10 protein-coding genes are annotated in these 11,326 nt (G+C 67.6%); 6 read left to right on the top strand and 4 right to left on the bottom strand.

The window, feature by feature from the left end; all coding sequences use genetic code 11:
- Nucleotides 1-2: 2 nt before the first annotated feature.
- A complete protein-coding gene (gene zwf, locus VQ065_RS31110; RefSeq protein WP_003096859.1) occupies nt 3-1,469 on the bottom strand; it encodes a glucose-6-phosphate dehydrogenase in 1,467 nt (488 codons plus the stop codon).
- An 85-nt stretch (nt 1,470-1,554) separates the two neighbouring features.
- On the opposite strand from zwf, the gene hexR reads away from it, so the two are divergent.
- Nucleotides 1,555-2,436, top strand: coding sequence for a transcriptional regulator HexR (gene hexR / locus VQ065_RS31105; protein ID WP_003096857.1), 882 nt, complete (start codon nt 1,555-1,557; stop codon nt 2,434-2,436).
- A gap of 106 nt (nt 2,437-2,542) precedes the next feature.
- Nucleotides 2,543-2,758 (top strand): PA3496 family putative envelope integrity protein, encoded by a 216-nt coding sequence (locus tag VQ065_RS31100; protein WP_003096854.1) that lies wholly within the window; start codon nt 2,543-2,545, stop codon nt 2,756-2,758.
- On the opposite strand, the gene pycR is transcribed toward VQ065_RS31100, so the two are convergent.
- Nucleotides 2,712-3,647 (bottom strand): LysR family transcriptional regulator PycR, encoded by a 936-nt coding sequence (gene pycR, locus VQ065_RS31095; protein ID WP_031632771.1) that lies wholly within the window; start codon nt 3,645-3,647, stop codon nt 2,712-2,714. The two genes, VQ065_RS31100 and pycR, sit on opposite strands and share 47 nt — an antisense overlap.
- Nucleotides 3,648-3,860: 213 nt before the next feature.
- Here pycR and VQ065_RS31090 point away from each other — a divergent pair, with 213 nt between their 5' ends.
- The 3 genes from VQ065_RS31090 (at nt 3,861) to mtr (ending at nt 8,549) form a co-directional block, all read left to right on the top strand.
- The gene (locus VQ065_RS31090) at nt 3,861-5,276 is read left to right on the top strand and encodes an acetyl-CoA carboxylase biotin carboxylase subunit (protein WP_003096848.1); all 1,416 of its coding nucleotides are present in this window, start codon (nt 3,861-3,863) and stop codon (nt 5,274-5,276) included.
- A 15-nt stretch (nt 5,277-5,291) separates the two neighbouring features.
- The gene (gene oadA / locus VQ065_RS31085; protein WP_003096843.1) at nt 5,292-7,115 is read left to right on the top strand and encodes a sodium-extruding oxaloacetate decarboxylase subunit alpha; all 1,824 of its coding nucleotides are present in this window, start codon (nt 5,292-5,294) and stop codon (nt 7,113-7,115) included.
- A 180-nt stretch (nt 7,116-7,295) separates the two neighbouring features.
- Nucleotides 7,296-8,549: a tryptophan permease gene (gene mtr / locus VQ065_RS31080; protein WP_003096841.1), complete on the top strand. Its 1,254-nt coding sequence runs from the start codon at nt 7,296-7,298 to the stop codon at nt 8,547-8,549.
- Between the two features lie 24 nt (nt 8,550-8,573).
- Here mtr and VQ065_RS31075 read toward each other — a convergent pair whose 3' ends face one another.
- Together VQ065_RS31075 and VQ065_RS31070 are read right to left on the bottom strand one after the other, a co-directional pair.
- Nucleotides 8,574-9,248: a GNAT family N-acetyltransferase gene (locus VQ065_RS31075; protein WP_003096837.1), complete on the bottom strand. Its 675-nt coding sequence runs from the start codon at nt 9,246-9,248 to the stop codon at nt 8,574-8,576.
- A gap of 8 nt (nt 9,249-9,256) precedes the next feature.
- Complete coding sequence (locus VQ065_RS31070; RefSeq protein WP_003096834.1) at nt 9,257-9,706, bottom strand: GNAT family N-acetyltransferase; 450 nt, start codon at nt 9,704-9,706, stop codon at nt 9,257-9,259.
- Nucleotides 9,707-9,833: 127 nt separating this feature from the next.
- On the opposite strand from VQ065_RS31070, the gene pdxR reads away from it, so the two are divergent.
- Nucleotides 9,834-11,309: a MocR-like pyridoxine biosynthesis transcription factor PdxR gene (pdxR, locus tag VQ065_RS31065; RefSeq protein ID WP_003121353.1), complete on the top strand. Its 1,476-nt coding sequence runs from the start codon at nt 9,834-9,836 to the stop codon at nt 11,307-11,309.
- The last annotated feature ends 17 nt before the right edge of the window (nt 11,310-11,326 follow it).

Here is an 11,326-nt window from a genome sequence, read left to right as displayed (position 1 = left end):
CGTCATTCCAGCCAGCGTCGACCCTGCAGTTCCAGCAGCAGTTGCGCCTGTTCCGGGCCGTTGCTGCCGGCCGGGTAGGGCCGCGGGCTCTGGTAGTGCTCGCGCCAGCCGGCGAGGATCGGGTCGACCCAGCCCCAGGCGGCCTCTACCTCGTCGCGGCGCATGAACAGCGTCGAGTCGCCCTCGATCACGTCCAGCAGCAGGCGCTCGTAGGCGTCCCAGCGCCGCTTGTTGCGGCTGAGGGCCTCGGCCAGGTTGAGGTCCAGCTCCACCGGTTCCAGTTGCATGCCCTTGCCCGGGGTCTTGGCCATCAGTTGCACGCTGATCCGCTCCTCCGGCTGCAACCTTATCCACAGGCGGTTGGCCGGCCCGCCGCCGCCGTCGATCAGGCTGTGCGGCACCGGCTTGAACTGGATGACGATTTCCGAGCACTTGCGCGCCATGCGCTTGCCGGTGCGCAGGTAGAACGGCACCCCGGCCCAGCGCCAGTTCTCGACCTCGGCCTGGAGCGCGACGAAGGTCTCGGTATCGCTGTCGTTGTCGACGTTCTTCTCGAAGTAGTACGCCGGCACCTCCTGGCCGCCGATCCTGCCGGCGGCGTACTGGCCGCGTACCGTCTTGTCCTGCACGTCGAGCCCGGAGATCGGCTTCAGCGCCTGCAGCACCTTGAGCTTCTCGTTGCGCACAGCCTCGGCGTCGAAACGCACCGGCGCCTCCATCGCCACCAGGCAGAGCAACTGGAGCAGATGGTTCTGCACCATGTCGCGCATCGCCCCGGCGTGGTCGTAGTAGCCGCCGCGGTTCTCCACGCCAAGGGTCTCGTTGACGCTGATCTGCACATGGTCGATGTGCGCCGCGCGCCAGACCGGCTCGAACAACGCATTGGCGAAGCGCAGGGCCATCAGGTTCTGCACGGTTTCCTTGCCCAGGTAGTGGTCGATGCGGAACACCCGCGACTCGTCGAACACCCGGCCGATGGACTGGTTGATCGCCCTCGCCGAGTCCAGCGAATGGCCCAGCGGTTTTTCCAGCACGATGCGCGCTTGCGGCCCGGCGAGGCCGGCGATGGAGAGGTTCTGCGCGATCGGCGCGAACAGGCTCGGCGAGGTCGCCAGGTAGTGCACCAGCACCCGGCCCTCGCTGCTCTTCAGGTGCCGCGCGAGACGGCCGAAGTCGGCGCTCTGCGAGGCGTCCATGGCCAGGTAGTCGAGGCGCGCGGCGAAGCCTTTCCATTGTTCGGCGGCGAACTCGCTGCGCGCCACCACCGCGCGGACGTTGCGCTCGGCGAGGGCGAGGAAGGCGGCGTTGTCCAGCGCGCTGCGGGCGAGGGCGAAGATCCGTGTATCGGCCGGCAGGCGGTCCTCCCGGTGCAGGCGATAGAGCGCCGGCAGCAGCTTGTGCAGGGCCAGGTCGCCGGTACCGCCGAAGACCAGGATGTCGCAGGACGTTGGAGTGGCTGGTGTACTCAAGGCAAGCTCCCGACGGCGTTGGCTGGGCGTGGCTGACTGTTTGTAGTATAACTACAAGGTTACTACAGAGAATCGAGCCCAGCCTGTGAACCTGCTGCAGCACATAGCCCAGTCCCGCCAACAGCTCCGCAAGTCGGAACTCAAGGTCGCCGATCACGTTCTCAACGATCCGGCGTCGGTCATGCACAGCTCCATGGCCGAACTGGCCCATGGGGTCGGGGTCAGCGAGCCGACCATCGTGCGCTTCTGCCGCGCCATCGGCTGCAGCGGCTTCCAGGACCTCAAGCTGAAGCTGGCGCAGAGCCTGGCGGCCGGCGCCAGCTTCGGCCAGTTCTCGATCCATGAGAGCGACTCGGTGGCCGACTTCAGCCTGAAGATCTTCGACACCACGCTGCACAGCCTGATGGAAGTCCGCGAGCACCTGGACACCCACGCCCTGGAGCGCGCCATCGCCGCCATCGCCCACGCCCAGCGCGTGGAGTTCTACGGCTTCGGCGCTTCCGGCGCGGTGGCCTCGGATGCCCAGCACAAGTTCTTCCGCCTGCTGCTGTCGGCGGCGGCCTACTCCGACCCGCACATGCAGGCGATGTCGGCGGTGACCCTCAAGCCCAGCGACGTGGCCATCTGCATTTCCCAGTCGGGTCGCTCGAAGGACCTGCTGATCACCGCCAACCTGGTGCGCGAGGCCGGCGCCACGCTGATCACCCTGTGCCCGAGCCAGACCCCGCTGGCCGACCTGGCCACGGTCAACCTGGCGATCGACGTGCACGAGGACACCGACATCTACACCCCGCTGACCTCGCGCATCGCCCACCTGGTGGTGATCGACGTGCTGGCGATGGGCGTGGCCATGGCCCGCGGCCCGGACCTGGTCAACCACCTCAAGAGCGTCAAGCGCAGCCTGCGCAGCCTGCGCCTGTCGCCGAAGGTGATGAAGAACCAGGAAGAGCGCGGCGAGCCGTCCTGAGGCGCCGCCGGGAAGGCATAACGCAGTCTTCACCGGCTTGCCGCCAAACCGTCACATTGCTGCGCGATGCTCGCGACTCCAGCCAGTCGGCCATGGGAGACGCGAGATGCCCCGTCATAGCGATGCCAATGCCCAGCACGTGGATTCGAAAACCCGCCGCAAGCTCGAAGACCAGCGGCGCATGCAATTCCGCCGGGCGATCGAGGACCACTGCGAAGAACTGCGCCTGCGCCAGGAACTGGCCGACTACCCCGAGCTGGTAGCCGCCGCCTACCTCAGCTCGAACCGCCAGGGCCGGCGAAGCGCCCAGCGAGATGGCTGATCAGCGCCCGCTCCTCGCGGACGAAGGCGACGAACGCCTGGGCCACCGGGCTCAGGCGCTTGCCCTTGGCGTGCACCAGGCACCAGCTGCGATAGAGCGGCAATTCCTCCACCGGTAGTTCGCGCAGCAGGCCGTTGGCCAGTTCCTGGTGCGCCGCATGGCGCGGCAGCAGGGCCAGGCCGAGGCCGGCGATCACCCCTTCGCGCAGGGACTCCAGCGAGGCGATCTCCTGGATCTGCGAGAAGTGCGCGCGGCGTTGCTGGAAGAACTCCTCGCAAGCCTTGCGGGTGCCGGAGCCCGGTTCGCGGACCAGTAGCGGGAAGGGCTCCAGGTCCTTCAGGGCCAGCTTCGCGGCGTTGCACAGCGGATGGTCCGGCGGCGCCACGGCGATGATCGGGTTGTTCAGGAAGGGCAGGAACTCCAGGGCCATGTCCTGCGGTACCAGGGACATGATCACCAGGTCGTCGCGGTTGTCGGCCAGGCGCTTGATCACCTGGGTGCGGTTGACCACCGTCAGGCTCAGGCTGACTTCCGGATGCAGGTTCTGGAACGCCTTGAACAGGTGCGGGGTGATGTACTTGGCGCTGGACTCCACCGCCAGGCGCAACTGGCCCTGCAGCGAGCCCTTCAGGTCCGAGAGCTGCATGTCCAGGCTTTCCAGGCGCTGGAACAGGTCGGTGCTGGTCTTCAGCAGGGCTTCGGCGGCATCGGTCAGGTAGAGCTTCTTGCCGACGTACTCGAACAGCGGCTGGCCGACCAGCTCTTCCAGTTGGCGGATCTGCAGGCTGACCGCCGGCTGGGTCAGGGCCATTTCCTCCGCCGCCCGGCTGTAGGAGCGGCTCTCGCATACGGCACGAAAAACCTGAAGCTGCCGTAATGTCATACGCATCAACGACTTACGCATTCCAGTCACACTCTGACCGAGATCGGTCGGGCGACTATAAAGCTTTTCTAATGGCTATCCCAATAATTATTGATTTTTGTTAATCACCCTCACGGGGGTAGGGTAAAAGCGCGACCGGGAGCTGCCTGCCGGTCATGCAGCGACCGGAATATCCGGATCGACCGTACCAGGTTCCCAACCCCGAAGAGGGAGACCTCCGTGATCAAGAAGATCCTGATCGCCAACCGCGGCGAGATTGCCGTCCGCATCGTGCGCGCCTGCGCCGAGATGGGCATCCGCTCGGTGGCCGTCTACTCCGAGGCCGATCGCCACGCGCTGCACGTCAAGCGCGCCGACGAAGCCCACAGCATCGGCGCGGACCCGCTGGCCGGCTACCTCAACCCGCGCGCCCTGGTGAACCTGGCGGTGGAAAGTGGCTGCGACGCCCTGCACCCCGGCTATGGCTTCCTCTCGGAAAATGCCGAGCTGGCGGAAATCTGCGCCGAGCGCGGTATCAAGTTCATCGGCCCGTCGGCGCAAGTGATCCGCCGCATGGGCGACAAGACCGAAGCCCGCCGCAGCATGATCGCCGCCGGCGTGCCCTGCACCCCCGGCACCGAAGGCAACGTCGCCGATCTCGCTGAGGCCCTGCGCGAAGCCGAGCGGATCGGCTACCCGGTGATGCTCAAGGCCACCTCCGGCGGCGGCGGTCGCGGCATCCGTCGCTGCAACAGCCGCGAGGAGCTGGAACAGGCGTTCCCGCGGGTGATCTCCGAGGCGACCAAGGCCTTCGGCAGCGCCGAGGTATTCCTCGAGAAGTGCATCGTCAATCCCAAGCACATCGAGGCGCAGATCCTCGCCGATTCCTTCGGCAACACCGTGCACCTGTTCGAGCGCGACTGCTCGATCCAGCGCCGCAACCAGAAGCTCATCGAGATCGCCCCGAGCCCGCAGCTCACCCCCGAGCAGCGCGCCTATATCGGCGACCTGGCGGTGCGCGCGGCCAAGGCGGTGGGCTACGAGAACGCCGGCACCGTGGAGTTCCTGCTCGCCGACGGCGAGGTGTACTTCATGGAGATGAACACCCGGGTCCAGGTGGAGCACACCATCACCGAGGAGATCACCGGCATCGACGTGGTCCGCGAGCAGATCCGCATCGCTTCCGGGCTGGAGCTGTCGGTCAAGCAGGACGACATCGTCCATCGCGGCTACGCCCTGCAGTTCCGCATCAACGCCGAGGACCCGAAGAACAACTTCCTGCCCTCGTTCGGCAAGATCACCCGCTACTACGCCCCCGGCGGCCCCGGCGTGCGTACCGACACGGCGATCTACACCGGCTACACCATCCCGCCGTACTACGACTCGATGTGCCTGAAGCTGATCGTCTGGGCGCTGACCTGGGAAGAGGCCCTCGATCGCGGCCTGCGCGCCCTCGATGACATGCGCGTGCAAGGGGTCAAGACCACCGCGCCGTACTACCAGGAAATCCTCCGCAACCCGGAATTCCGCAGCGGCCAGTTCAACACCAGCTTCGTCGAAAGCCACCCGGAACTGACCCAGTACTCGATCAAGCGCAACCCGTCGCACCTGGCCATCGCCATCGCCACCGCCATCGCGGCCCACGCCGGCCTGTAAGGGAAGGAGCAGAACATGAGCAACACCATCCAAGCGAAGAAGACCGGCGTCACCGATACCATCCTGCGCGATGCCCACCAGTCGCTGCTGGCGACCCGCATGCGCACCGAGGACATGCTGCCGATCTGCGACAAGCTCGACCGCGTCGGCTACTGGTCGCTGGAAGTCTGGGGCGGCGCCACCTTCGACGCCTGCGTGCGCTTCCTCAAGGAAGACCCGTGGGAACGCCTGCGCAAGCTCAAGGCGGCGCTGCCCAACACCCGCCTGCAGATGCTCCTGCGCGGGCAGAACCTGCTCGGCTACCGCCACTACAGCGACGATGTGGTGCGCGCCTTCGTCGCCAAGGCGGCGGTCAACGGCATCGACGTGTTCCGCATCTTCGACGCGATGAACGACGTGCGTAACCTGCGCGTCTCCATCGAGGCGGTGAAGGCCGCCGGCAAGCACGCCCAGGGCACCATCTGCTACACCACCAGCCCGGTGCACACCATCGAGGCCTTCGTCGCCCAGGGCAAGGCGATGGCCGACATGGGCGTCGACTCCATCGCCATCAAGGACATGGCCGGCCTGCTCACCCCCTATGCCACCGGCGACCTGGTCAAGGCCCTGAAGGACGCCCTGCCGCTGGACGTGGTGGTGCATTCCCATGACACCGCCGGTGTCGCCAGCATGTGCCAGCTCAAGGCCGTGGAAAACGGCGCCGACCGTATCGACACGGCGATCTCCAGCATGGCCTGGGGCACCAGCCACCCGGGCACCGAGTCGATGGTCGCGGCGCTGCGCGGTACCCCCTACGACACCGGCCTGGACCTGGAGCTGATCCAGGAGATCGGCATGTACTTCCACGCGGTGCGCAAGAAGTACCACCAGTTCGAGAGCGAATTCACCGGCGTGGATACCCGCGTGCAGGTCAACCAGGTGCCGGGCGGGATGATTTCCAACCTGGCCAACCAGCTCAAGGAGCAGGGCGCGCTGAACCGTATGGGCGAGGTGCTCGAGGAAATCCCGCGGGTCCGCGCCGACCTCGGTTTCCCGCCGCTGGTGACGCCGACTTCGCAGATCGTCGGCACCCAGGCGTTCTTCAACGTGCTCGCCGGCGAGCGCTACAAGACCATCACCAACGAAGTGAAGCTGTACCTGCAGGGCCGTTATGGCAAGGCCCCCGGCGAGGTCAACGAGCAACTGCGGCGCCAGGCCATCGGCAGCGAGGAAGTCATCGACGTGCGCCCGGCCGACCTGATCAAGCCGGAGCTGAACAAGCTGCGCAGCGAGATCGGCAACCTGGCCAGGTCCGAGGAAGACGTACTCACCTACGCGATGTTCCCGGACATCGGGCGCAAGTTCCTCGAAGAGCGTGAGGCCGGCACCCTGAAGCCCGAGGAACTGCTGCCGATTCCCACCGGCAAGGGCGTCGCCGCCGCCGGCGCGGAAGGCACCCCGACCGAGTTCGTCATCGACGTGCACGGCGAGACCTACCGCGTCGACATCACCGGGGTCGGCGTGAAGAGCGACAACAAGCGGCACTTCTACCTGTCCATCGACGGCATGCCGGAAGAAGTGGTGTTCGAGCCGCTCAACGAATATGTCGCCGGCTCCGCCAGCGGCCGCAAGCATGCCAGCGAGCCGGGCCACGTCAGCACCACCATGCCGGGCAACATCGTCGACGTGCTGGTGAAGGAAGGCGATAGCGTCAAGGCCGGCCAGGCGGTGTTGATCACCGAGGCGATGAAGATGGAAACCGAGGTCCAGGCCGGCATCGCCGGTACGGTCAAGGCGATCCACGTGGCCAAGGGCGACCGGGTCAACCCGGGCGAGATCCTGATCGAGATTGCGGGCTGACCGCGACAGACGGTTAAAGTCCCTGGGGGAGCATGATGCTCCCCTTTTTTTATCGGCATCGGTTGCCGCGTCGGCCGGCTGTTTGCCCTGCCAGGGTGCGCCCGGCGCGCGCGCCGCCTAGAATGCCGCCTCTGCCCAACGGCGCGTCGCGCCGCAGGCGCTGACTATCGGGAAGTCCAGGTGTCGTCCTCTCCAGCTCAAACGCCCAGCCGCCGGCCCTCGCTGCTCGGCGGTTCGATGATCATCGCCGGCACCGCCGTCGGCGCCGGAATGTTCTCCCTGCCCATCGCCATGTCCGGCATCTGGTTCGGCTGGTCGGTGGCGGTGTTCCTGCTCACCTGGTTCTGCATGCTGCTGTCGGGGATGATGATCCTCGAGGCCAACCTCAACTACCCGGTGGGCTCGAGCTTCTCGACCATCACCCGCGACCTGCTCGGCCAGGGCTGGAATGTGGTCAACGGGCTGAGCATCGCCTTCGTCCTCTATATCCTCACCTATGCCTATATCTCCGGCGGCGGCTCGATCATCGGCTACACCCTGTCCAGCGGCCTCGGCGTGACCCTGCCGGAAAAGCTCGCTGGGCTGCTGTTCGCCCTGGCGGTGGCGCTGGTGGTGTGGTGGAGTACCCGCGCGGTGGACCGCATCACCACGCTGATGCTCGGCGGCATGATCATTACCTTCGGCCTCTCCATCAGCGGCCTGCTCGGGCGCATCCAGCCGGCGATCCTGTTCAACAGCGGCGAGCCGGACGCGGTCTACTGGCCCTACCTGCTGGCGACCCTGCCGTTCTGCCTGACTTCCTTCGGTTACCACGGCAACGTGCCGAGCCTGATGAAGTACTACGGCAAGGACCCGCAGCGGATCAGCCGTTCGCTGTGGATCGGCACCCTGATCGCCCTGGCCATCTACCTGCTGTGGCAGGCCAGCACCCTGGGCACCATCCCGCGCGAGCAGTTCAAGGGCATCATCGCCGGCGGCAGCAACGTCGGCACCCTGGTGGAATACCTGCACCGGATCACCGCGTCGGATTCGCTGAACGCGTTGCTCACCACCTTCTCCAACCTGGCGGTGGCCAGCTCCTTCCTCGGCGTGACCCTCGGCCTGTTCGACTACCTGGCCGACCTGTGCAGGTTCGACGACAGCCACTTCGGGCGCTTCAAGACCGCGTTGCTGACCTTCGTCCCACCGACCATCGGCGGGCTGCTGTTCCCCAACGGCTTCATCTACGCCATCGGTTTCGCCGGGCTGGCCGCGGCGTTCTGGGCGGTGATCGTTCCGGCGCTGATGGCGCGGGCCTCGCGCAAGCGCTTCGGCAGCCCGCTGTTCCGCGCCTGGGGCGGCACGCCGGCGATCGTGCTGGTGCTGCTGTTCGGCGTGGCCAACGCGGTCGCGCACATCCTGGCCAGCCTGCACTGGCTGCCGGAGTACCGTTGAGCGACCGGCAGTCCCTGCCAGGGGCTAGTCGCGCAGCGCCTCCAGCGTCTGCCGCTGGCGGCCTTCGGCGTCGAAGTTGGAAGGATCGAGCCAGCGCTCGAACGCCGCCTGTCGCGCCGGCCATTCGCTGTCGAGCAGGGAGAACCAGGCGGTGTCGCGGTTGCGCTGCTTGACCACCATGTGCTGGCGGAAGGTGCCTTCGTAGGTGAAGCCCAGGCGCTCGGCGGCGCGCATCGAACGGGCGTTGCCGGCATTGCACTTCCACTCCAGGCGGCGGTAGCCGAGGCGGCCGAGGGCGAGTTCGGCGAGCAGGTAGACCGCCTCGGTAGACCCCGGTGTGCGCTGCATAGGCGCGCCGAAGGCGATATGGCCGATTTCGATGACGCCATCCTTCGGCGTGATCCGCAGGTAGCTGAGCAGGCCGACGGCGCGCTGCGTGCGCCGCTCGCGCACGGCGAAGAACAGCGGGTCGCGGCTGGCCGCCTGGCCGGCCAGCCAGGCGTCGAACGCCGGGCGCTCGGCGAACGGGCCGTAGGCCAGGTATTCCCACAGCAACGGGTCGGCGCCAGGCCCTTGCAGGGCGTCCCACAGGTCGTCGCCGTGGCGTTGCGGATCGAGCGGTTCGAGCTTGACGAAGCGGCCGTCGAGCGGGGCGTGGGGTGGAGTGGCGACGGGGCGCCAGTTCAAGGGTTCGCGCATGGTGGGCCTCAGAGAATCCTGCGGTACTGAAGGAAACCGGACTTGTCGGCGATGCGCTCGTACAGCTTCATCGCGTCGCTGTTGCTCTCGTGGGTCAGCCAGTGCACCCGCGAACAGCCAGCGGCGCCGGCCTCGGCGTAGACATGCTCGATCAGCCGGCGCCCTATGCCTTCGCCGCGCAGGCCCTCGGCGACGAACAGGTCCTGCAGGTAGCAGTAGTCGCCAACGGTCCAGCAGGAGCGGTGGTAGATCCAGTGCACCAGGCCTACGGCGCGCTCGTCGAGCCAGGCGAGGGCGGCGTTCATCGGTTCGTCGGCGTCGAGGAAGCGCTGCCAGGTGGCGTCGCTGGTAGCGGCGGCGATCTCGGTCTTGTAGAAGCGCTGGTAGCCCTCCCACAGCGGCAGCCAGGCGGCGTGGTCGCCGGCGCCGACGGGACGAATCTGCAGGGACGTGCTCATGGCTCGGTTCCATGTCCGGGTAAAGGTGCCTCCAGACTAGGCCGGGAAATGGTCCGCTAGAAGATCCATTGCTGGTCAATTCCACAGGTCCAATCCACACTGGCGCTTTCTTCCCTCCGAGACCGCCATGGCCACCGTACTGCCCTTCGACGCCGCCGGCATCCACCTCGACCCCGCCCAGGGCCTGGCCCGCCAGCTCTACGCCGCGCTGCGCGAACGGATCCTCGACGGCCGCCTCGGCAGCCGCACGCGGATGCCCGCCAGCCGCGAACTGGCCCAGGCCCTGAAGGTCTCGCGCAACACCGTGGTGCGGGCCTATGAACAGTTGCACGCCGAGGGCTATATCGACGGGCGCACAGGCGACGGCACCTACGTTGCCGAGTTGCAGGAAATCCCAGGCAGGGCCCCCGCCGTCGCCCCGAGCGCTCCCGCGCCGCGCGGCCCGGCGGCCCTGGCGCCGCCACCGGAAGGCGCGCCGCGAGCGTTCCGCGTCGGCGTGCCGGCCTTCGACCTGTTCCCCTTCGACACCTGGGCGCGGCTACAGGCGCGCTTCTGGCGCAACCCACCGGCGGACTGCCTGGGCTACGGCGACCCGGCCGGCGAGGCGCGCCTGCGCGAGCTGATCGCCGCCTACCTGCGCAGCGCGCGCGGCCTGCGCTGCGAGGCGGAACAGGTGATCGTCACCCATGGCGCGCAGCAGGCCATCCGCCTGTGCGCCCAGGTGTTGCTCGAGAACGGCGATCCGGTGGCTGTGGAAAACCCTGGCTACCGCGCGGCGCGCCTGGCCTTCGCCGCGACCGGCGCGGTACCGCACGGGATCGACCTCGACGCCGAGGGGCTGCGCAGCGACCGGCTCGCGGGCATTGCCGGCTGCCGCCTGGCCTATGTCACGCCGTCACACCAGTACCCCACCGGCGTCACCCTGTCGCTGGCGCGGCGCCTGGAGCTGCTGGAGTGGGCCGAGCGCGCCGACGGTTGGATCGTCGAGGACGACTACGACGGCGAGTATCGCTACAGCGGTACGCCGCTGGCGCCGCTGGCCGCGCTGGACCGACAAGGCCGGGTGCTCTACGTCGGGACCTTCTGCAAGATCGCCTTCCCGGCGTTGCGCCTGGGCTACCTGGTGGTCCCGCCGGCGCTGGTCGAGCGCTTCCGCCAGCGGCGGGCCATCGAGGTACGCCATTCGGAGGTGGGCACCCAGCGGGTCATGGCCGACTTCATCGCCGAGGGGCATTTCCAGCGCCACGTCCGCCGCATGCGCCGCGCCGCCCGCGCCCGCCGCGACGCCTTGCTGCGGGGCTGGCCAGAGGCGCCGGGTTGCCAGCCGTTGCCGGCGGTGGAGGCGGGGCTGCACCTGTGCGTGCGGGTCGACAGCCTGGCGCGGGAGCGGGCCCTGATCGCCGCGGCGGCAGCCGCCGGGGTGGAAGTCAGCGCCTTGAGCGACTACTGGATGGACGACTCCAGCGTTGCGCCAGACGACCGCGCGGGCCTGGTGCTGGGCTTCGCGGCAGTACCCGAGGTGCGTATCGACGAGGCGCTGCGGGCGTTGCGCAAGGCCTGGCGGCGGGAGGCCCTGGTTGGACCCGTCGTCGCGACTGACTAGAATGCCCCCGGATCACC

Source organism: Pseudomonas sp. KBN10P06128 (assembly GCF_037574945.1).
GTDB lineage: Bacteria > Pseudomonadota > Gammaproteobacteria > Pseudomonadales > Pseudomonadaceae > Pseudomonas > Pseudomonas aeruginosa.
The sequence above is the reverse complement of the archived record's forward strand: the minus strand, read 5'-3'. Positions and strand labels throughout refer to the sequence as shown.

Excerpts from the sequence above, each read along its gene's own strand:
- VQ065_RS31075 (WP_003096837.1), bottom strand. The coding sequence starts at position 9,248 with ATGCGCGAACCCTTGAACTGGCGCCCCGTCGCCACTCCACCCCACGCC.
- pycR (WP_031632771.1), bottom strand. The coding sequence starts at position 3,647 with ATGCGTATGACATTACGGCAGCTTCAGGTTTTTCGTGCCGTATGCGAG.
- VQ065_RS31070 (WP_003096834.1), bottom strand. The coding sequence starts at position 9,706 with ATGAGCACGTCCCTGCAGATTCGTCCCGTCGGCGCCGGCGACCACGCC.
- VQ065_RS31100 (WP_003096854.1), top strand. The coding sequence starts at position 2,543 with ATGCCCCGTCATAGCGATGCCAATGCCCAGCACGTGGATTCGAAAACC.
- oadA (WP_003096843.1), top strand. The coding sequence starts at position 5,292 with ATGAGCAACACCATCCAAGCGAAGAAGACCGGCGTCACCGATACCATC.
- pdxR (WP_003121353.1), top strand. The coding sequence starts at position 9,834 with ATGGCCACCGTACTGCCCTTCGACGCCGCCGGCATCCACCTCGACCCC.